We start from the raw sequence: 20,812 nt of genomic DNA, 5'->3' as shown, positions 1-20,812 counted from the left end.
AAGCCGATAGCCATAGCCCCGGAGGGCGCGCAGATGACCACGATCACAAGGCTGTCCGTTCGGGACATCCGTTTTCCCACTTCACGTTCGCTGGACGGCTCCGACGCGATGAATGCCGCGCCGGACTATTCCGCCACCTATGTCACGCTCCAAACCGACACGCCGGATCTCACCGGCCACGGCCTCACGTTCACGATCGGCCGCGGCAATGAAATCTGCGTGACGGCCGTCAATGCCCTCACGCCGTTGATCGTCGGCAAGACGCTCGAAGATATCACCGCGAATATGGGCGCTTTCTGGCGCGCATTTACTTCGGATAGCCAACTACGCTGGATCGGTCCGGACAAAGGCGCGATTCATCTGGCCACCGCGGCGGTCGTCAACGCGGTGTGGGACCTGTGGGCGAAATCCGTCGGCAAGCCGGTGTGGAAGCTGCTGGTCGACATGAGTCCGGAAGAACTCGTGCGCTGCCTCGACTTTCGCTACGTGACCGACGCGATCACGCCGCACGAAGCACTCGCCATGCTGCACCGGCACGCCAGGACCAAAGGCGAGCGCGAAAAAGAAATGCTCGCGCAAGGCTATCCGGCCTACACCACGTCCGCGGGCTGGCTCGGTTACGACGACGACAAGATTCGCCGTCTCGCGCGCGAGGGTGTCGCGCAGGGATGGACGCATTTCAAGCAGAAGGTCGGCGGCGATCTGGAAGAAGATGTGCGGCGCGCGCGCATTCTGCGCGAAGAGATCGGCGAGAACCTGAAGCTGATGATGGACGCGAATCAGGTGTGGGACGTCGATGAGGCGATCGCGAACATGCGCCGTCTCGCCGAGTTCGACCCGTGGTGGATCGAGGAGCCCACGAGTCCGGACGATATCCTCGGTCATGCGGCGATTCGCCGGCGGCTCGGCTCGATTGGCGTTGCAACCGGCGAGCATTGCCACAATCGCGTGATGTTCAAGCAGCTGTTGCAAGCGCAAGCCATCGACTTCTGCCAGATCGACAGTTGCCGGCTCGGCGGACTCAATGAAGTGATCGTCGTATTGCTGATGGCCGCGAAGTTCGGCGTGCCGGTGTGCCCGCATGCGGGCGGCGTCGGTTTGTGCGAATACGTGCAGCATATTTCGCTATTCGACTATATCTGCGTGTCGGCCTCGCTCGAGAATCGCGTGCTCGAATATGTCGATCATTTGCACGAGCATTTCGTGAACCCCGTCGTGATTCGCAACGGGCGCTATATGCCGCCGCAAAGTGCCGGATATAGCATCGAGATATTGGAGGCGTCGTTGGACAGGTACTGGTTTCCGCAAGGAGAAGCGTGGCAGGAATAAAGCTGCATGGCCAGGGTTCTGTTCGCCTCGTGTCCGAAGTCGACGCGGTTGTCGCATTGAAAAACGTCTGAATTCAACTCATACCTTCTGAGCCACCAATGTCTTCTCCACTGTCGCCCGCCGCCATCGACGCAATGCGCGCCCGCACGCCCGGTGTTCGCAGTACCACGCATTTCAATCATGCCGGGGCGTCGCTGCCTTCCGCCGCCACGCTCGAAGCGATTCAAGCGCATCTGTTGCGCGAAGCGTCGATGGGACCGATGGAAGCAGGCGCGGCTGCCCGCGAACAGACCGAGCGGGCGCGCACGCTCGCCGCGCGACTGCTGAACGCTCAGCCCGTCGAGATCGCGTTGACGACCGGCAACTCGGCGGGCTGGGGCGCAGCTTTCGCGGCCTTGGGTCCGTGGCTCGCAGGGCAGCGCATCCTCGTTGCGCGGCACGAATGGGGCGGCAATCTCGCGACGATGCGTCTTCTGGCGCAGCGCGCGGGCGCATCGATCGAGACGATCCCTTCCGATGCCAGCGGCAGGGTTGATCCTCGCGCGCTCGAAGCGATGCTCGACGACCGCGTCCGACTGATCGCGCTCACGTGGCTGCCGGCCAATGGCGGACTGATCAACCCCGCCGCCGCAATCGGGCAGATAGCACGCCGTCACGGCATTGCGTATTTCATCGATGCGGCGCAGGCCGTCGGGCAACTGCCGATCGACGTCGTCGAAGTCGGCTGCGATGTGCTGGCGGGCGCGGGCCGCAAGGCACTGCGCGGACCGCGCGGCACCGGGCTGTTATACGTGCGGCGGGACTTTCTGCCTCGGCTGATGCCGGCGTTCGTCGACACGCACTCCGCGCCGCTCGATGCCGAGGGCGACCCGATACTGCGCGACGATGCGGCGCGGTTCGAATCGTCGGAAGCGTCGCTTGCCCTGCATTGCGGATTGGCGAATGCATTGGAGGAAGCGCTGGACATCGGCATCGACAACATCCGCGCGCAGATCGATCGAACCGCGCAGACTTTGCGCGAGCAACTGGCCGCGCTGCCGGGCGTTTCCGTACTCGACCAGGGTGTCGAACGATCCGGGCTGGTGTCGTTCAACGTCGCGGGACTCGATGCGATGTCAGTGCGACACACGTTGGCGGCGCAGGGCATCGCGATCGGTTCGAATGGCGTCGCCTATACGCCGTTCGACATGACGAGCCGAGGACTGACGCAGATCGCGCGCGCGTCGGTCAGCTACCTGACCACCGGCGCCGAAGTTGACAAATTATTGGCTGGGATACGGACGTTGGCGCGTTGAGCACTCGAGTCATACGGAAGTTTGCGCCAGTCAAACGAATAGAAGCCTCTTGTTGAACTTAATCGCCCGCGCACGACCATGAACTTCGCCTCATCGCGCCGCCTCGATTTATCCAGCTTTCCGCGCCATGCACTGCTCGAAGGCCCCACGCCCATTCAGCACCTTGCGCGTCTGAGCGCTCGCCTGGGCGGCGCGGACATCTACGTCAAAAGAGAAGATCTGACGGGACTGGGTGGTGGCGGCAACAAATTGCGCAAGCTCGAATTCCTGATTGGCGAAGCGCTCGCGGGTGGCGCGGACGCCATCATTACCGTCGGCGCGCGTCAGTCGAACCATGCGCGCCTCACGGCGGCCGCGGCGGCTCGCGTTGGACTTGACTGCGAACTGGTGCTGACGAGAACCGTGCCACGTGCCGACCAAGAGTATATGGAGAACGGCAACGTGCTGCTCCATGCGCTATTCGATGCGCGCGTGCATGATCTTCCCGGCACGGCCAACGCACTTGAATTCGCCGAGGAACGGGCGAACGAGTTGCGAGCGCAGGGCCGTCACGTCTATGTGTGTCCGTTGGGCGGTTCGAGCCCGGTCGGTTGCCTCGGCTATGCGGACTGTGCCGCCGAAATCGTCGCTCAATCGCATGCGCAAAACGTGGCGTTCGATCGCATCGTGGTGCCGAATGGAAGCGGCGGCATGCATGCTGGACTGGTTGCGGGTTTTGTCGCGCTTGGCCTGGATCCGTCACCGGTTGCCGCATTCACGGTCTATGGGAACGCTGGGCACGCGCGCACGGTGACTTTGGATAAAGCCAATCAGACGGTTCGACTGATCGACCCAGGCCTGAGCGTGAGCGATGACGCCATCTCGATCGACGAAGCGCAGCTCGGACCCGGCTATGGCATGCCGACCGACAACATGCGCGCTGCCGTTCGTCTGATGGCATCGACGGAAGGTCTGTTGCTGGATCCCGTGTATAGCGGCAAAGCATTCGCAGGTCTGGTCGACAACGTGACCAGCGGGAAGTATCCTGCCGGACAGAAGATTCTATTCGTCATGAGCGGCGGACTTCCCGGACTATTCGCCTACCGCAAAGAGTTCTAAGCGATCGAACGTGCATCAGAACTTGTTCGGCAAGCGGGCAAAGAGATCGCCGAAGCGCAACGAAAGTGAATAGCAGAAGAAGAATCGACAATGCAATGGCCTGATACGGCCGCCGCTGTCTGAAAGAAAGCGCGAAGCGCTTGAAGATTCGAATCGACGATTCGACATGGTGCCCAGGGCGGGATTTGAACCCACACGCCTTTCGGCGCTACCCCCTCAAGATAGTGCGTCTACCAATTTCGCCACCTGGGCAGAGGGGCGCCATTGTAGCAGCCAAATTATTTTTTTGAAGCCCCTTTCGCGACTTGTGCCTCGTGGTTGCCTGGAGTGCTGCTCGTATGCGAAGCTCGGCATCGATTGACCATGAAAACGGAGCCACTGTGCCGCAACCGCCCCTCCAGCTCTATACCGACGCGCAATTCGCGAGCCCTTACGCAATGTCCGTCTTCGTGACGCTTCGCGAGAAGCGCTTGCCGTTCGAACTTTCGACCGTCGATCTCGCGAGCAAAGCGAATCACGCAACGGACTTTGCGAACCGCTCATTGACGCGGCGCGTGCCGACGCTGACCCATGAAGACTTTGCACTATCCGAGTCGTCGGCGATCACCGAGTACCTCGACGAGACTTTCCCTGACACGCCGGTCTATCCGCAAGATCGGCGTCTGCGCGCGCGAGCGCGCCAGGTGCAGGCCTGGTTGCGCAGCGATCTGCTGCCAATCCGCGAAGAGCGTTCCACCGAAGTCGTTTTCTACGGAACGCGCGGCGCACCGCTTTCCGGCATCGCACAGGAAGCGGCACAAAAACTCTTCGCCGCCGCCGACGCTCTTCTTCCAGCCCATTCGCCGAACCTGTTCGGCAAATGGTGCATTGCCGACACGGACCTCGCATTGATGCTCAATCGCCTCGTGCTGAATGGCGACCCCGTTCCGCACAAGCTGAAGGAATACGCGACGCAACAATGGCAGCGTGCCAGCGTGCAACAGTGGGTCCAACTGGAGCGTCCGCCGCTCTGACGTCCACCGGCGTGGCCGCGCGCCACGCCGAATCACCATCGATAGAAGCAGCAAAGAACTGCAAAAGATCTCAACGGGGACGCATTCAAAGATGACGTAAAAACGACTATTACAGTCGCGGTCTATCTGATCTTTTCGGCTCCGCCATGGCGCGATTTCGCGCCCGCTCCCTCTGCTGTCTCGCGCGCACGATGCAGACAACGATCAGCACGATTGCCAGCAATGCCAATTCGATCATTGCAGGGACCCGAATGGGATCGTGAAACATGGCGGGCCTCCGTCACGTGATTTCGTCATATTACGCCGGGCGCGCTGAGTCCCGAAGTATTGCGCCGCACCATTGCGGTTCTATCGTCGTCACTACCTACGCCTTGATTCGGCCGACAAAGCCGCCAGCGACAAATTGCAAACATTCTGTCACGCGCAAACTACAGGATTCAGATAGCTGTCCCCAAACAGTTTATTTGCGCTAGAGTACGTGAGCGATCAGTTGGATCGTGAGCCGTCCCGACAATTCAAGGGTGTTTTCTGCCACGCGTTTCGTTGCGTGTACTAAAGAAGCACTTGGACTCGTTGAAGACATCGCGCCATGCCATATTTTCCTGTCGCCTACTGTGGTCCCGCGCCTGTCCCCGAAAGCCTGTGGCTACGCTGGAACACGGACCTGCCATTGCTCGTCGCGCTCGCGGCGCTGGCATGGATCGTGACCAGCGGCCGCTCGGCGAATACACGGGCGGGATGGGTCGCCGTCGCGCTGATGGCCGTCGTGTTCGTCTCGCCGCTGTGCGCGTTGTCGTCGGCATTGTTCTCGGCGCGCGTAACCCATCACATCATTCTGATCGCTGGCGTCGCTCCTCTGCTCGCCCTCGCGTTTCCGCTACCGCGCCTCCCGCATCCGCCGCTCGTGCCGGTGGTCGCCGCGCACGCGGTGATCATCTGGCTGTGGCATGCGCCGGGGCCGTATGCGTGGGGCCTGTCGACCGTACCCGGCTACTGGCTGATGCAGTTCACATTGCTCGGCAGTGCATGGCTGATGTGGCGCAGCATCTTTTCGCCATTGCTGCCGACCGGCCTCGCGCTGATGGCGCTCGTCGCGACGATCGGCCATATGGGTCTGCTCGGCGCGTTGATCGTGTTCGCGCCGATGCCGCTCTACGTCGTGCACTTCGCGACCACCGCCGCGTGGGGCCTCACCCCGATCGCCGACCAGCAACTCGCCGGCCTGTTGATGTGGGTATTGGCGATGATCCCCTATCTCGCGGCAGGACTTTCGCTAGTCTGGTCAAGCCTGCGCGTCGGAGAGCCCGCACTGTGACGACCCTGCTGAAGTTCATTCATCTGGCCGCGATCGCGACCTGGTCGGGCGGTTTGATCGTGCTGCCGTATCTGTTCTGGCAACGCCGCGGGCTTGCGGCCGGCACCGAGCTCGACCGGCTGCACCGCATCACGCGATTCGTGTTCGTGGAACTGACCTCGCCCGCCGCTTTCGTCGCGATTGCGAGCGGCACCGTGCTGATTTTTCTGCAGGCAACCTTCGTCGAGTGGTTCACCGCGAAGATGGTGTTCGTCGGCATCATGGCGATGCTGCACGTGCTGGCCGGCCTCATACTGCACGATCTGTATCTGCCCGGCGGCCGGTTCAGCCCTGCTTCGGCGATCGCACTGACCCTCGCCTATCTGATCGTGATCGTCGCGATCATCTGGATCGTGCTGGCCAAGCCGCACATCGACTCGAACCTGCTGGCCCCGCACCTGTTCGAGCCCGGCGGACTAGGCCGGTGGCTGCATCACTCCTTCGGCGAAACCAGAATCCCCACGCCATGATCGAACACGAGCTTGCCTCCATGCCAGCCGGCGAAGCCCGTCATCACCGAGCTGAGCACCGACAGCACGAGCCCATGCGGCAGGATCTCATCGGGGTACAGAAGGCGCACGCCCCAGTTCATCCCCGCGAGCGCGACGAGCGTCATCGCGGCGATCGCATGCGACCAGCTCGCCTCCTTCAGGCGGATACCGCGCACGAGCAGCAGTTCGGCCGTACCGACGACGCTCGCGGCCACGCCGCTCCAGAACGCGAAGCCGGCGGCCCACAGGCCGGCGCGAATCCAGAATGGGTCGCCCGTCCACCAGTAGATCACGTCGACGCCCAACGTTGCGACGACGAACGCGATCGGGAAATGCACCATCATCACGTGAATCGGATGGCCGACGAGCGCCACCGCGGAGCCCTTGTCGAGCCGCAGCAGTTCGAGCATCACTTCGCTGCGCGTCTGGGTGCCGGAATTGCCTTTTTTTGCCATGATGGTGTGCCCTCGCATCGAATGCCTGGTGGTGCAAACCATCATAGCTGCTTGCGTCTGACGGTCCAAGCAGGATCGCTCGCGGCGTTGTCCGGCTGCAGCGGGCCGCTTTCGACGCTCGATCCATCCGGCCCGGCCGCCGCATCGATCGCCGGATTGTGGTGGGTGATGCTGGCGGGCGCGGCGATCCTGTTCGCCATGGTGCTCGTGCTGTTTCTGATGACGGTCTTCCGGCCGGGCTGGGGCTCGCACGTGTCGCCCGCGCGCTGGATCGTGCTCGGTGGTCTGGTGCTGCCCGCGGTGATCCTGATTCCGCTGATCTGCTACGCGCTGTATGCGGGCGAGTTGCTGCTGCCGCTGCGCGCGCATGCGCCCGCGCGCATCGAGGCGATCGCGCAGCAATGGCGCTGGACCTTCCGCTACCCGGAACTCGGCAATGTCGAAACCGCAAACGTGCTGCACCTGCCAGCGGGCACGCCGGTCGACATCTCCGTGACCAGCCTCGACGTCGTGCACGCGTTCTGGATTCCGCGCTTCGCGGGCAAGATCGACGCGGTCCCCGGCCACCACAACCTGCTGCGCATCCAGGTCGATCGGCCCGGCGAGTACGCCGGACAATGCAACCAGTTTTGCGGCATCGGTCACGCGCAGATGCACTTCACCGTGATCGTCGATCGTCCGGAAGATTTTCCGGCCGCAGTTAAAAACGCCGCCGCCAACGGGGAGGTGAAGAAATGAGTGTGCCCGTCGAGCCGCCGTCACAGGGCAACGCGCTGCGGCTGCACCGCCAGCTTGCCGCGATCTGGGGCACCGGGCCGGGCGTGCAGAGGCTCGCCGCGGTCAACCATACGGTCCTCGGCATGCGCATGATGATCACGTCATTCGTGTTCTTCGCGATCGCCGGGATTCTCGGCATGCTCACGCGCGTGCAGCTCGCCACGCCGCATGCGGGCTTCATGGACGTGGAGACCTATAACCAGGTCTTCACGATGCATGGGTCGATGATGCTGTTCCTGTTCGCAATCCCGATGGTGGAAAGCTTCGCGGTCTATCTGACGCCGAAGCTTCTCGGCGCGCGCGACTTCGCGTTTCCGCGCCTGACCGCATACGGCTACTGGTGCTATCTGTTCGGCGGCACGATCCTGACCGTGTCGCTGATTCTGCGCAGCGCGCCCGACGGAGGCTGGTTCATGTACACGCCGCTCAGCTCCAGGGTCTACACGCCCGGTTTGAACGCCGACGTCTGGCTGCTCGGCATCACGTTCGTCGAGATTTCGGCGCTGTCGCTCGCGATGGAAATCGTCGTGTCGATTCTCAAGATGCGCGCGCCGGGCATGTCGCTCGATCGCATGCCGATCTTCGCGTGGTACATCCTCGTCACCGCGATGATGATGATCGTGGCGTTTCCGCCGCTCATTCTCGGCTCGATCCTGCTCGAGGTGGAGCGCGCGTTCAACCTGCCGTTCTTCGATCCGACGCGCGGCGGCGATCCGCTGTTGTGGCAGCATCTGTTCTGGCTGTTCGGCCACCCGGACGTGTACATCATCTTCCTGCCGATGGCCGGCGTGCTGTCGACGATGATCCCGGTGTTCGCGCGACGCCGTCTGATCGGCTATCGCACGATCGTCGTCGCGATCATCGCGCTCGCGTTCCTGAGCTTCGGCATCTGGGTGCACCATATGTTCACGGTGGGCATTCCACATCTGGCGCTCGCGTTCTTCTCGGCGGGCTCGGCGATCGTCGCGGTGCCCACCGCGATCCAGTTCTTCGCGTGGTTCGCCACGCTTTCGCACGGCCGCCCGCGCTGGGACGTACCGATGCTGTACATCTTCGGCTTCTTCTTCGTGTTCACCTGCGGCGGGCTGACCGGCGTGATGCTCGCGATGGTGCCGTTCGACTGGCAGGCGCACGACACCTACTTCGTCGTCGCGCATCTGCACTACGTGGTGGCCGGCGCGCTCGCGTTTCCGATGCTCGCGGCGTTCTATTACTGGCTGCCGCTACTGAGCGGGCGCACCGCCGTGCATAAACTTGCCGTGCCGGCGTTCTGGCTCGTGTTCATCGGCTTCAACATGACCTTTTTCATGATGCACCTGACCGGCCTGCTCGGCATGCCGCGGCGGGTCTTCACCTATAGCGGCGACGAAGGCTGGAACTGGCTCAATCTGCTGTCGTCGGTGGGCAGCTTCGTGATGACGATCGGCTTCGCACTAGTCGTGATCGACATCATCGTGCAACTGCGTTTCGGCCAGCGCGTGCGGCGCAATCCGTGGCAGTCGACCACGCTCGAATGGGCGATGCCGATTCCGCCCGCGCCCTATGCGTTCGCGTCGATTCCGCACATGGACGCCGAAACCGAAAAGGTCCCGCCCGGCCAGCTAGCGACCTCGCTTGCGCGCGGCGAAGGCTACCTCGGCTTCACGCGCAACGGCTGGCTGGAGACCCTTGGCGTGCATATCACCTCGGGCGAGCCGGATCAACTGATCGTGCTGCCGAACTCGACCTATCTGCCGCTCGTCACCGCGCTCGTGACCGCCGCGGCGGTGCTCGCGATGCTGTTCAAGTTCTATCTGCTGTCGGTCGCGTTCGCGTTGGTCACGTTTGGCCTCTTCATCTTCGCAGGCCACGGCGCGGGCCACGCGCGCGACTACGGCGCGTTGCCGGTCGGCCGCGGCGTCAGCGTGCCGCCGCATACCGAGGTGGCCGGCTCGCCATCATGGCTTTCGCTGATCTGCGCGCTGGTGGCGAACGGCACGCTGTTCACATCGCTGGTCTTCGGCACATTCTATCTGTGGATCGCCGCGCCGAACTGGCCGGCCGCTGTGACGCCGCATCCGAGCCGCCTGCTCGCGCTCGTGGCGCTCGTCGCGCTTGCGCTCGCCGCCGTCGCCGCGCGCGGCTCGTTGCGCGCGGCCGCCGCCGAGCGCAAACCGCACGGCACGATCGGACTGACCGCGATTGCCCTGATCGTCGCGCTGATCGCCTGCGTGATGCTGATCAACGGCGTGACACCGAATCCTCGCGAGCATGCGCTCGGCGCGACGGCCGCGGCGCTGCTCACGTACATCGCGGTTCACGCGGGCGTCGGGCTACTGTTCCTGATCAGCAATGTGCTGCGCGTCGGCGCGGGCTTCGTTTCCGCGCGACGCCTGACCGATCTGCGCCTCACGCGCCTGTGGGTCGATTACACGCTGGCGACGGGCCTCATCGCGCTTGGACTCGTGCTCGCGCTGCCTGGCCTCGTCGCCATGCTGGGAGCCCGACCATGAATGCGCGTCCGCTTTCGCCACGGCGGTTGTGGTGGCTCGCCGTCGGCTTCACGATCTGGTGCCTCGCGTTCGTGATCCTGTATGCGCTGCATGCGATCGGCTGCGCGTTCGCGTGGCCGGCCGGGCCGCTGCGCGCGAGCCTCGCGATCATCCTGCTGCTGCATCTGGTCGCGATCGGCTGGCTATGGCGCTATCGCGCCGCGACGCGCGACCCCGGGCCCGAGCGCATCAGCTCGTTCATGCATACCGTCGTCGTCTGGACGCTGATCGCGGCGCTGGTCGCGACCGTGATTACGTTCGGGCCGGCGCTGCTGCTCACCACCTGCGTGTGAACGCGGACTGAGCGCCGACCGAGCGCCGACCGAGCGCGAACGGGGCCGCTCCCTCCCCGGCATGGAGAAGCACTGATGCAGTCTCGAGATCTCGCACGCAAGATCATCTGGTCGGCCATCTATCTGTTGTTCATTCTCGCGCCGCTGTTTGCGCTGCTGGCCGGCACGCTGCCGCCCGCGCGCAACTTCGGCACCGAGTTCTCGGTGGCGCTCGGCTACTCCGGCCTCGCGATGATGGGCCTGCAATTCGGCCTCACCGCGCGCTTTCGTCACGTGACCGAGCCATGGGGCGAGGACGTCATCTACCATTTTCATCGACGCGTGTCGCTGCTCGCGGTCAGCCTCGTGGTCGCCCATCCGCTGATTCTGTTCGCGATCCGCTCGGACAAGGTCGCGATGCCCGACTCGCTGCGGGAGGTACCGTGGGGCGCGTGGTTCGCCTTCCTGTCGATCGGCTCGGTAATCGTGCTGGTGATCACCGCGCTGTGGCGCAAGCAGCTAAAAATCCCTTACGAACTCTGGCATCTATCGCACATCGGACTCGCGCTCGTGGCGATCTTCGGCGGCGTGCTGCATATGATCGGATGGGGCTTCTATCTGACCGATCCGCTCAAGCGCACGCTGTGGATCTGCATGACGGCATTCTGGATCGCGCTGTTGCTCTATGTGCGTCTGTTCAAGCCGATCTTCATGCTCAGGCGTCCGTACCGGATCGCGGAAGTGCGCGCCGAACGCGGCGACACCACGACGCTCGTGATGCAGCCCGACGGCCACGCCGGTTTTCGTTTCAAGCCCGGCCAGTTCGGCTGGCTCAACGTGTGGGGCAGTCCGTTCAGGATCACCGGGCATCCATTTTCGTTCTCGTCGAGCGCCGAGGCCGAGAACGGCCGCGTCGAAATGACGATCCGCAATCTCGGTGATTTCACGAGCAAGGTGAAGCTGATCGAGGCGGGTCAGCGCGTGTATCTGGACGGACCCTATGGCGCGTTCACGATCGGCCATCCGACCGACATGCACGTGCTGATCGCGGGCGGCATCGGTATTACGCCGATGATGAGCATGATCCGCACGCTCGCCGATCGCGGCGACCAACGTCCGCTGGTGCTGCTGTACGGCGGCAAGACCTGGGACTCGCTGACTTTCCGCGAGGAACTGGATGCGCTGAAAACACGGCTCGATCTGCGCATCATCTATGTGCTGTCGGCCCCGCCCGAAGGCTGGAGTGGCGAGACCGGGCGCATCGACGCCGCGATGTTCCGGCGTCATCTGCCGCCCGCGTTTGCCGAGCACGAGTACTTCATCTGCGGCCCGGACCCGATGATGGATGCAATCGAAACGGCGCTCGGCGAAATGAAGGTGCCGCGCATGCGCTACCATTCCGAACGCTACAGCTTCGTCTAGGAGACTTGCGATGCGTCGACTATTGGCCAATCGTCTCGTCGTTGCGACCGGCGTGATCGTCGTGGCGCTGTCGCTTCTTTTCGCGTATCTGCGGGTCGGTTCGCTGCACTAGGGGCCGGTTATGCCGGTCACGGCCTCGCGACGCGCTTGTCCTCATGCTCGAAGGTTGAATCGATATGCCCTACTTCTTTGGAATTGGTCTTCACGTTTTTATTGCGATCTTTTTCGCCGTCCACGCGATGCGCAATAACCAGGGCATTTATTGGCTGTTCATTCTGTTTGCTTTTCCGCTGCTCGGCAGCGTCGTGTATTTCTTCGCGATCTATCTGCCGGGTCTGCGCCATTCGCGCGGCGCGCGCGTGGCCACGCAGGCGATCACGCAACTCGTCGATCCGAATCGCGCGCTGCGTGAAGCGCGCGCCGATTTCGACCGCGCGCCGACCGTGCAGCATCGGATGCGGCTCGGCGAGGCCTTGCTCGCGGCGGGCAATCCGCGCGAAGCGCTCGAACACTTCGAGGCCGCGGCGAACGGCCCATTCGCGAACGATCCCGCGCTGCTGATCGGTCTCGCGCGCTCGCAGTTCGCGCTCGGCAACTACCCGGCCACCGATGCGACCTTGGCGAATCTGTTCTCGGTCAATCCGCAGGCGCGCAATCAGGGCGAGCCGGCGCTGCTGTACGCACGAACGCTAGCCGCGCTGAACGCGCCGGGCGCACGCGCGGCGTTCGAACAGGCGCTGGCCTGCGCGAGCGACGTCGCGCCGCGCTGCCTGTTCGCCGACTGGCTCGCGGCGCAGCCGGAAGCTGCGGACCGCCGCCGCGCGGGCGCGCTCTATGCCGAAATCGTGCAGGATGCCAAGCATTGGCCGCGTCACGCGCGCGAGCACAATCGCGAGTGGCTGCAGCGGGCACAGGCCGCGTTAGCGGCAGGCGCGGCTCGAACCTGAGTATGCGGAGGAGAGCATCGATGCGACGCGCGACCCGGTTTCTTGCTTCGGCGATGTGCGCCGCGATCGCGGCGACCGTTTCGAGTGCCGGTAGCGCTTCGACGTCCGCGCACGCCGCTGGCACGGACAAGCAGTTCGAATGGCCCGCGTCGTTCGTCGTGCTCGGCGATGGTTATCCGCACTCGGGCGATGCCTGCCGGCGACTCGGCGAGTCGGCCGCGACCGCGAACTATCTCGACCATATGGCGATGCTGATCGGCTGTCCGGGCTCGCGCGACAGCGCCGCGGTGCGCGCGCTCGTCGGGCATCAGCGGCACGCGCGCGTGGTCGGAGAAGCGGATGGCGTGACGCTGATTTCGATTTCGACCGAGAGCGCTCAGGCCGGCTCGCAGAACAGCCACGCGCCCATGAAGGAATCGCCTATCAGCGCAAGCGGCACCTTGCCGTGCGAGCGCGGCAACGGGCAGACCAAAACGATGTGCAAGTTCGGCGTCGTGCATCACAGCGATCGATCGACCACGGTCGTGGTCTACTGGCCCGATGGCGCCACGCGGGCGATTTTCTTTAGCGTCGACGGCCGGGTGATGGGCACAGCGGCGACCGCGAACGATCGCCCGATGCCCGGCGACACGCTCACGCGCAAGCATGCCGGCATCAATCTGATTTCAGTTGGCAATGAGCGCTACGAAGTCGAGGACACTGTTCTGTCCGGTGATTGAATGGCGTTGAAGCACATCGGCGTAAGCCATCCGCGGTCGAACGCCTGATTCGCCGCGCGTTAGTTTCGTTTCTATCCCCCTCGCCTTACACCTCTCGCTGATTCGCAGGTTGCGTGTCGCATCGACCAAAATATTAGTAATAAATCGTCAGAGACCCGCGCGTATGCGAAACGCTTACGCTATGCGCAGCACAATCCCTTCATTTACATCGAGGTCGGCATGCGGGATTACCCCATGCGGTCGAATCGATATTATTGACTAATATTATTACCTGCCGGACGTTCGGCGCCGGCCCACCCGCTATCTCGATTCCTTATCTAGATCAAAAAGTGTTTTCAACCGATCAGCGGTTCAACAGGAGGAGGTCACGATGTCCAGAAGAATGGGATTAATGGCGGTCTGGCTGGCGATGGCCGTCGGACTCGCCGCGTGTAACGGCGACAATAGCGGCGCATCGACATCGCCGGTGGCGAACGAGGCCATCTCGGACCCAGCGCCGATCAGCAATGCATCGCAATCGGATTCGAATGCATTGGCGGACAACCACGCGACGACGGCTGCGCCACTGCCCTGCGACGCCGCGGCCACGGCCAACACGCCCTGCTCCGCCGCGCACAGCGTGACCCGACTGCTGACGAAGAACTACACGGGCCCGCTGTTCCAGATTCAACGCGCGTCCGACAACACGACCCTCGACGTCTATCCGTACACCAACAGCACGCTAAAGGGCGGCAACCGCTCGCTGGTCGGCTCGGCGAACGTGCAGAGCATGCAATCCTTCTGTAACAACACGACCTGCTCGGTCACCTACATCTACGACCAGATCGATCTGGTCGCGCCGCTAAAAAACGGCGCGTTCGGTAATGTCCCCGCGACCTTGACGCTCAACCAGGACGGCACCGAGTCGCTAACCGTACAGAACGGCAGCAAAACGACCACGGTACCGGTCCTCAACGGTTTCGCGACGATCACGCTGCCGGGCACCACCGGCACCTTGACCGTGCAGTTGGCGCAACCGCCGACCGCATTGACCGCGCAGGCGCCGACGCAGCCACTGACGATCGGCAACGACTTGCCCGCGCTTCCCGGCACACCTGCCAAGCTCGCCTTCGTCACGACGAACGGCGTGCAGATTCCGGCTCTCGGCACATTGGCCGGGCAGGCTTATCGCAAACGCTTCGGCACGGTGAACCAGTCGATCGGCGATAGCGAAATCGCCGAGTACATGGTGGCCGGCGCGCACTACAGCCAGTCGTCGACCTGCTGCGGCACCTACGGCAACATGGAGAACAGCGCGAATCCGAGCACCTATTCGCACGGCGAAGTGGAAGGCGAAATGTTCGCGCTGGCGTTCTCGAACGGCAACGCGGCCGTGTTCGGCTATTGCGACGGCGACTCCATCCAGCCGTCGAACGTCAAGGACCCGGTGTGCAATGCGCTCGATACCAACTGGCCGGGCGTCGATGCCGAAGCCGGCGTCTATCTGTATGGTCCGCAGCAGCCGGCGAAAGAGAAGTTCGTGACGGTGCTGTCGAAGTACTCGCCGCTCACCGCGTCGAATCTGTTTGCGGTCAAAGGCGGCTCCGCTTCCCAAAGCGTGCTGACGTCGCTATACGACCAGGCGCCGCCTGAAGCGCTGGACTTCGGCAACGATGCCGGTCATGCATTCAACGGCCAATGGCAAGGCGGTCTGTCGCTCGGCGAAGGCGGCGACGGCAGCGGCGCGCCGATCCAGTTCTTCGAAGGCGCGATCATCACGAAGGCGACGTCCGATACGACCGACAACGCGATCCAGTCGAGCATCGCGAGCTTTTACGGGCCGCCGACCAACGCGGCCGCGGCGGCTTGCTACGCGAACAACCTGATCAACTCGCCACTCAGTCTGGCGACGCCGGATGCGTGGTTCCAGTCGAACGGCGGCACCGCCGTGCCCGCCACCGACATCTCCGGCGCGAATCGCGGCGCCGCGACGGTCACGAGCACGAACGGTTCGGCCGTGTCGAACATCCACGAAGTGATCCGCGTGCAAGGTGGCCAGTCGTACACGTTCACCGACTACGTGCTCGCCACCACCAACGCGACGGTATTCCCCGGCGGCTCGATCCAGACCGACGACCCGAGCGGCACCGAGTTCGGCTGGGTGCTGAACACGAACACCGGCGCGATCGTGCGCGGCACGTGGGGCGCGGGGCAAGCGACAGCGCTGAGCGCGGTGAAATCCGGCAACTGGTGGAAAGTGACGATGACGCTGACCGCACCGGCGGGATCGAACAATGCACAGGTGTTCATCGATCCGCCCACCTCGAGCGGCGCAGGCGTACGTTCGCAGCAGGCCGCGTATCTGAGCGCAACGCATTACTGCCCGAGCCTTGCGATCCTGAGCGGCGCGAAGTCGTAACCGCAGCGGTAGACGCTCGATCGAACCCGCGTGGCCGGACCGCATCGCGATGCGGTCCGGCCACGCCATGGCACTTCACAGCACCACTTCCTGCTTGCCCGGAATGCCCTGCCCGCGCAACGAACACCCGCGCGTTTCAGGCACGAAGATCAACGCAATCGCACCGACGACGCACGCGGCCATCATGTAATAAGCGGGCACCAGCGCATTGCCCGTATGGGCGACGAGCCACTGGTTCGCCATTGGCGCCGTGCCGCCGAAAATCGACGTCGACAGGTTATACGCAATCGCCATTCCGGCGTAACGGACCTGGGTCGGAAACATTGCGGGGAACATCGCCGAGATGCTGGCGAGTTGCGGCACGTACAACAGCCCGAGCACCGCGAAGCCGAGGAACGCGCCGACGAGGCCGAGCTTCATCAGCAGGAACATCGGAATCGCCGCGACGAACAGACCGATCAGCGAAAACCACCAGACGTTCTTGCGTCCGACGCGATCCGAGAACGTGCCCGCGAACGGCAGAAACACCATCATCGCGAGCATGCCGATCAGCGGCACCAGCAGGGACATGTTGTCGCTCATGCCGAGCTGCTTCTGCATGAAAGTCGGCATATAGGCGAGCAGCACGTAGTTGACGACGTTCAACGCAACCACGAGTCCGCCGAGCTGGATCAGCGGTTTCCAATAGTCGCGCAGCAATGCCTTCAGCGTGACGCAGCTATGCTGCTCCTTGTGCATCGATTGTTCGAGTTCGCGAAAGACCGGCGTGTCTTCGAGCTTCGAGCGCAGATAGAAACCGATCAGGCCGAGCGGCGCCGCGATCAGAAACGGCAAACGCCATCCCCATGAATGCATCGCCGTATTGCCGAGCACGACCGAGCAGCCGAGCATCAGAAATGCGCCGAGCGAAAAACCCGACAGCGTCGCGAATTCGAGGAAGCTGCCGCAAAAGCCGCGCTTCTTATCGGGTGCGTATTCGGCCATGAAAGTCGCCGCGCCGCCGTATTCGCCACCCGTCGAAAAGCCCTGGATCATTCGTAGCGCGACGAGTATCGCCGGTGCCCACCAGCCGATGCTCGCGTAAGTCGGCACGAGCCCGACCAGCAGCGTGGCCACCGACATCAGGATGATCGTCAACGCAAGCACGTGCTTGCGGCCGAGGCGATCGCCTAGCGGTCCCCAGAACAGACCCCCTAACGGACGCACGAGAAACGAAATGGCGAACGTCGCGAGCGCGAATAAGGTGGCCTGCGCGGTGCTGCCGGGGAACAACGCGGCCGAAATATAGCTCAGGCCATAGGCGTAAATACCGTAGTCGAACCATTCGGTCGCATTGCCGAGTGCCGACGCGGCGATTGCGCGTCGCAGCAAGCTGCGCGCTTGCGCTTGCGGTTGCGCGCTCTGCGCGGTCCATGAATTGGCGTAGTGCATGTCTCCTCCAGGATGTCTTTATGCGACACAAGCAATGTCGCCCGAATCCACGATACCGGCGGCCCGCGCCTGCAACGATGTTCTAGGACGATGCAGGCATCGGGGTTTTCCATAAAGCCGGTAACCGATGCGGTAATCCGTACGCGTGCATCGATGACACGTCGTGTGGGTTCGGGAAAAACGACACGATCGGCTCCACGCACGACATTTAGCGCGTCTGCAACGGCAGCGTCATCAAACGACCGTGCTGCGGCCTCGCCTCGTACTCGCCGCATAGACGCAAACACATCCATGCGGTCGCGAGATTGCTGCTCACCACGGGCTTGCCAATCGCGGCCTCGATTCGCGCGATGATCGGCGCGGCTCTCACCGCGGTGCACGAGATAAACAGCGCATCGGAGTCCGGCGCGATCGCGTCGCACGCGAAGGCGACGATGTCGTCGTGCGAAATCCGCGCCATCTCCCGGTCATCGGTCAGACCCAGGCATGAGAAGCGATCGATAGCGAAGCCTTGCGCGGCAAAATACGCCGCCATCGGCCGACTCGTTTCGGCGGTGTACGGCGTCAGCACGCTGATACGCCGTGCGCCCAGCGCGTTGAGCGCCGTGACCGCGGCCGCGGTTGGAGTCACGACCGTGGCCGATGGCTTCGCCGCATGAATAGCCCGCTCGATCTGCGCATCGCCGATTACCACGGATGCCGACGTGCACGAATACATCACGACGTCGAGCGTCTCGTCGGGCAGGATCAACGCCGCGCCCGCGCTCAGCGATGGCTGCATCGCCAGCAGATTGTCGGGCGTGACCGGGTTCGCATACGGCACGCGATTCACGTAGATACCGATACGATGGTTTGCCACCAATGCCGCGAAGTCCGGCTCGGTGGTGTGATCGGTGGCGAGAATCACGAGGCCGATACGTTTGTCGAGAGCGCGTTCGAGCAGTTGCGGCGCGCGCTCGAACTGCCGGATGGTGGTTTGCATCGTTCAATGCCCCGGCGCGGGAAAGCGCCTTTCAAGTAGTCGCACACAGGCGACCGCGATTAGGCTGATGATCAGGAACAGCACGCCGACGAGCGTCATCGGCTCCAGATAGCGGTAATCCGTATTCGCGATGATCTTCGCCCGATTCATCAATTCGAGGACCGTGATCGCCGACAGCAACGGCGTTTCCTTGAACATCGAGATCAGGTAATTGGCGAGCGCGGGCACCATCGGCGGTACCGCTTCGGGCAGGATGACATGCTGCCACGTTTGCGCGGGGCTCAGATTGCAGGCCTTGGCGGCTTCCCATTGCCCGCGCGGAATGCTTTCGATGCCGGCGCGATACACCTCGGCCGCATACGTCGCGTAATGCACGCCTATGGCGAGTACGCCGGCCGCTAGCGCCGGCATGCGGATGCCGATGTCGGGCAGCACGTAGAACACGAAATACAGCTGCACGAGCAGCGGTGTGCCGCGAATAAAACTCGCGACCGCCGAGGTGCCGCGCGACACCGCACGATTCGGCGCCAGCCGCAAAATGGCAATCGCCATGCCGACCACAGCCGCCACCACGGCGCCGAGCAAGGTAGCGAGCACGGTGATCTCCAACCCTTGCAGCAGGGTCGGCAGAATCTCGCGCACGAAGCTCCAGTCCCATTCCATACGTCTATCTCCTGATGCGGTCGAGACCAAAGCTCATCCGGTTTTCCAGCTTGCGCATACCGAACGAGATCAGACAGGCCATGGCGAAGTACAGCGCGAGAATCGTCGCGAACGGAATCAACGTGTTGCCGGTTTGCGAGCGCACCACCTGCGCCTGAAACGTCATGTCGCCGAGCGAGATCAGCGACACAACCGCCGTGCCCTTCAGCAGCTCGATCGCGTTGTTGCCGAACGTGGGCAGCATCAGCGGCAAGGCTTGCGGAAGGATCACGTGCCGCATGCGCTGATAGCGGGAAAGATTGAGCGCGATGCAGGCGCCGCGCTGCTCGTGGCCGATCGCGGCGACCGCGCCGCGCACCACTTCGGCACCGTACGCACCGACGTTCAAACCGAGCGCTAGCACGCCGGCCTGCAGCGGCGTCAGCGTCAGGCCGGCCATCGGCAACACGAAGTACGCCCAGAACAGCTGCACGAATATCGAGGTGCCGCGAAAGAACTCGATATACGACGTAGCCAAGGCGCGCACCACGAAGAAACGCGACAAGCGGCCGAGCCCCGCGACGAACGCCATCACGAGCGCGAGTACCGCGCCCATCAGCGTCAGTTCGACGGTGGTCTGCGCACCCTGCAGAATCAGCTGCAAATAGCCGGACCAGTGGTTCATCGACGCACCTCGCGCGCAATGTGTGGTGGGCCACGCGCGCTACCGTGTTGCGCGCATGGTGAGTTATCGCGGACTCAGTTCTTCGCCGCGCACAGTTTTTCGCGGCTCGTCGACATCGCGGCCTTCGCCGAGAAGCCATAGGGTTCGACGATCTTCGCGAACTCACCGGACTCCTTCATCTTCTTGAGCTCGACGTCGAATGCATCGCGCAGCGCGGTGTCCTGCTTGCGGAACGCGACGCCGTCGCATTGCACCGGCGTGTTCTGCACCGGTGCGATCGATTCGAGGTTCGGGTCTTTCGCCTTCGAAAGCAGATCGGTAATCGACAGCAGCGGCAACGCGAACACGTCGATGCGGCCGTCTTGCAGCATCTTCAGACCGCTTTGCCCGTCCGGCACGATGATCACGCGATCGGTCGGAATATTCGCGGCGGTCGCGAGCTTCTGCTCGGTCGTGCCGCCTTCCACACCGATCACCGCTTTGGAATCTTTCGCGATTTCGTCGTAGGTCTTGATGCTCTTCGTGTTGCCTTTCTTGACCGCGAACGCTTCGACCGCGCACAGCACCGGCTGCGAATAGGCGACGGCCGCGCAACGCTGCGGCGTCATGAACAGTCCCGCCGCGATCGCGTCATGGCGCCCGGCCGCAAGGCCCGGAATCATCGCGCCATACTCGGAGACCGACGCGACCACGTCGTTGACGCCGAGCTTCTTGAACACCGCGCGCGCGACGTCCGGCGCCGCGCCCGTCACCTTGCCGTCGGCGCCGACTGCGGTGAACGGCGGTTCGTTCGCAATCGCGATGCGCGCGAAGCCTTGCTGGCGCAGCTGCGTGAGCTTGTCGTCGGCGGCATAAGCGAGGCTCGCGAGCGTCAGCAGCGACACCCCTCCCGCAATCAGTATCCCCTTCAGCTTCATGATCTCTGGCTCCTATGGCGTAGTGGTATGACGTAGTAGTGGATGATGTACAGC

At 63.3% G+C, this 20,812-nt stretch carries 19 protein-coding genes and 1 tRNA gene; 13 read left to right on the top strand and 7 right to left on the bottom strand.

The features are described from left to right. The first annotated feature begins 33 nt into the window (after positions 1–33). From BJG93_RS17895 to BJG93_RS17885, 3 genes are all read left to right on the top strand, one after another. Positions 34–1,329 (top strand): L-fuconate dehydratase, encoded by a 1,296-nt coding sequence (locus BJG93_RS17895; protein WP_027195645.1) that lies wholly within the window; start codon positions 34–36, stop codon positions 1,327–1,329. A 98-nt stretch (positions 1,330–1,427) separates the two neighbouring features. Next, on the top strand, positions 1,428–2,624 hold the full coding sequence (locus BJG93_RS17890) for an aminotransferase class V-fold PLP-dependent enzyme (RefSeq protein WP_027195644.1): 1,197 nt from the start codon (positions 1,428–1,430) through the stop codon (positions 2,622–2,624). Between the two features lie 78 nt (positions 2,625–2,702). Further along, entirely contained in the window at positions 2,703–3,722 is a 1,020-nt protein-coding gene (locus BJG93_RS17885) for a D-cysteine desulfhydrase family protein (RefSeq protein WP_027195643.1), read from the top strand. 167 nt (positions 3,723–3,889) lie between these two features. Here BJG93_RS17885 and BJG93_RS17880 read toward each other — a convergent pair. Next, positions 3,890–3,974: transfer RNA gene (locus BJG93_RS17880), tRNA-Leu, on the bottom strand. 185 nt (positions 3,975–4,159) lie between these two features. Between BJG93_RS17880 and yfcF the strand changes: the two genes are divergently transcribed. From yfcF to BJG93_RS17865, 3 genes are all read left to right on the top strand, one after another. Next, positions 4,160–4,735 (top strand): glutathione transferase, encoded by a 576-nt coding sequence (gene yfcF, locus BJG93_RS17875; protein WP_407675325.1) that lies wholly within the window; start codon positions 4,160–4,162, stop codon positions 4,733–4,735. Between the two features lie 589 nt (positions 4,736–5,324). Next, on the top strand, positions 5,325–6,050 hold the full coding sequence (locus BJG93_RS17870; protein WP_027195641.1) for a cytochrome c oxidase assembly protein: 726 nt from the start codon (positions 5,325–5,327) through the stop codon (positions 6,048–6,050). Further along, entirely contained in the window at positions 6,047–6,559 is a 513-nt protein-coding gene (locus BJG93_RS17865; RefSeq protein WP_027195640.1) for a CopD family protein, read from the top strand. The genes BJG93_RS17870 and BJG93_RS17865 overlap by 4 nt, the downstream gene beginning before the upstream one ends. On the opposite strand, the gene BJG93_RS17860 is transcribed toward BJG93_RS17865, so the two are convergent. Then, positions 6,523–7,035 carry a DUF2231 domain-containing protein gene (locus BJG93_RS17860; protein WP_027195639.1) on the bottom strand — a complete coding sequence of 171 codons (513 nt, stop codon included), beginning with the start codon at positions 7,033–7,035 and terminating at the stop codon, positions 6,523–6,525. The two genes, BJG93_RS17865 and BJG93_RS17860, sit on opposite strands and share 37 nt — an antisense overlap. Before the next feature lie 51 nt (positions 7,036–7,086). Here BJG93_RS17860 and coxB point away from each other — a divergent pair, with 51 nt between their 5' ends. The 7 genes from coxB to BJG93_RS17825 all read left to right on the top strand — a co-directional run bounded on the left by coxB (position 7,087) and on the right by BJG93_RS17825 (position 16,101). Beyond that, entirely contained in the window at positions 7,087–7,773 is a 687-nt protein-coding gene (gene coxB / locus BJG93_RS17855; protein ID WP_027195638.1) for a cytochrome c oxidase subunit II, read from the top strand. Then, on the top strand, positions 7,770–10,304 hold the full coding sequence (ctaD, locus tag BJG93_RS17850; protein WP_027195637.1) for a cytochrome c oxidase subunit I: 2,535 nt from the start codon (positions 7,770–7,772) through the stop codon (positions 10,302–10,304). The genes coxB and ctaD overlap by 4 nt, the downstream gene beginning before the upstream one ends. Next, positions 10,301–10,636, top strand: coding sequence for a hypothetical protein (locus tag BJG93_RS17845; protein ID WP_027195636.1), 336 nt, complete (start codon positions 10,301–10,303; stop codon positions 10,634–10,636). Before ctaD ends, BJG93_RS17845 begins: the two co-directional genes overlap by 4 nt. A 75-nt stretch (positions 10,637–10,711) precedes the next feature. Further along, positions 10,712–12,037 (top strand): ferredoxin reductase family protein, encoded by a 1,326-nt coding sequence (locus tag BJG93_RS17840; RefSeq protein ID WP_027195635.1) that lies wholly within the window; start codon positions 10,712–10,714, stop codon positions 12,035–12,037. Positions 12,038–12,213: 176 nt separating this feature from the next. Next, a complete protein-coding gene (locus tag BJG93_RS17835; protein WP_027195634.1) occupies positions 12,214–12,984 on the top strand; it encodes a membrane protein in 771 nt (256 codons plus the stop codon). 20 nt (positions 12,985–13,004) lie between these two features. Beyond that, positions 13,005–13,703 (top strand): hypothetical protein, encoded by a 699-nt coding sequence (locus tag BJG93_RS17830; RefSeq protein WP_027195633.1) that lies wholly within the window; start codon positions 13,005–13,007, stop codon positions 13,701–13,703. A 370-nt stretch (positions 13,704–14,073) separates the two neighbouring features. Beyond that, complete coding sequence (locus BJG93_RS17825; protein WP_231337554.1) at positions 14,074–16,101, top strand: arabinofuranosidase catalytic domain-containing protein; 2,028 nt, start codon at positions 14,074–14,076, stop codon at positions 16,099–16,101. A gap of 75 nt (positions 16,102–16,176) precedes the next feature. On the opposite strand, the gene BJG93_RS17820 is transcribed toward BJG93_RS17825, so the two are convergent. From BJG93_RS17820 to ehuB, 5 genes are all read right to left on the bottom strand, one after another. Next, positions 16,177–17,532 carry an MFS transporter gene (locus BJG93_RS17820; protein ID WP_027195631.1) on the bottom strand — a complete coding sequence of 452 codons (1,356 nt, stop codon included), beginning with the start codon at positions 17,530–17,532 and terminating at the stop codon, positions 16,177–16,179. 208 nt (positions 17,533–17,740) lie between these two features. Continuing rightward, on the bottom strand, positions 17,741–18,514 hold the full coding sequence (gene eutA / locus BJG93_RS17815) for an ectoine utilization protein EutA (RefSeq protein WP_027195630.1): 774 nt from the start codon (positions 18,512–18,514) through the stop codon (positions 17,741–17,743). Positions 18,515–18,517: 3 nt separating this feature from the next. Continuing rightward, positions 18,518–19,177, bottom strand: coding sequence for an ectoine/hydroxyectoine ABC transporter permease subunit EhuD (gene ehuD, locus BJG93_RS17810; RefSeq protein WP_027195629.1), 660 nt, complete (start codon positions 19,175–19,177; stop codon positions 18,518–18,520). A 4-nt stretch (positions 19,178–19,181) separates the two neighbouring features. Continuing rightward, positions 19,182–19,841, bottom strand: a complete 660-nt coding sequence (ehuC, locus tag BJG93_RS17805; protein ID WP_027195628.1) for an ectoine/hydroxyectoine ABC transporter permease subunit EhuC — start codon at positions 19,839–19,841, stop codon at positions 19,182–19,184. A 74-nt stretch (positions 19,842–19,915) separates the two neighbouring features. Then, positions 19,916–20,758: an ectoine/hydroxyectoine ABC transporter substrate-binding protein EhuB gene (gene ehuB / locus BJG93_RS17800; protein WP_027195627.1), complete on the bottom strand. Its 843-nt coding sequence runs from the start codon at positions 20,756–20,758 to the stop codon at positions 19,916–19,918. Positions 20,759–20,812 lie beyond the last annotated feature (54 nt).

This window comes from Paraburkholderia sprentiae WSM5005 (genome assembly GCF_001865575.2).
In the GTDB taxonomy this organism is placed as follows: Bacteria; Pseudomonadota; Gammaproteobacteria; order Burkholderiales; family Burkholderiaceae; genus Paraburkholderia; species Paraburkholderia sprentiae.
The sequence above is the reverse complement of the archived record's forward strand: the minus strand, read 5'-3'. Positions and strand labels throughout refer to the sequence as shown.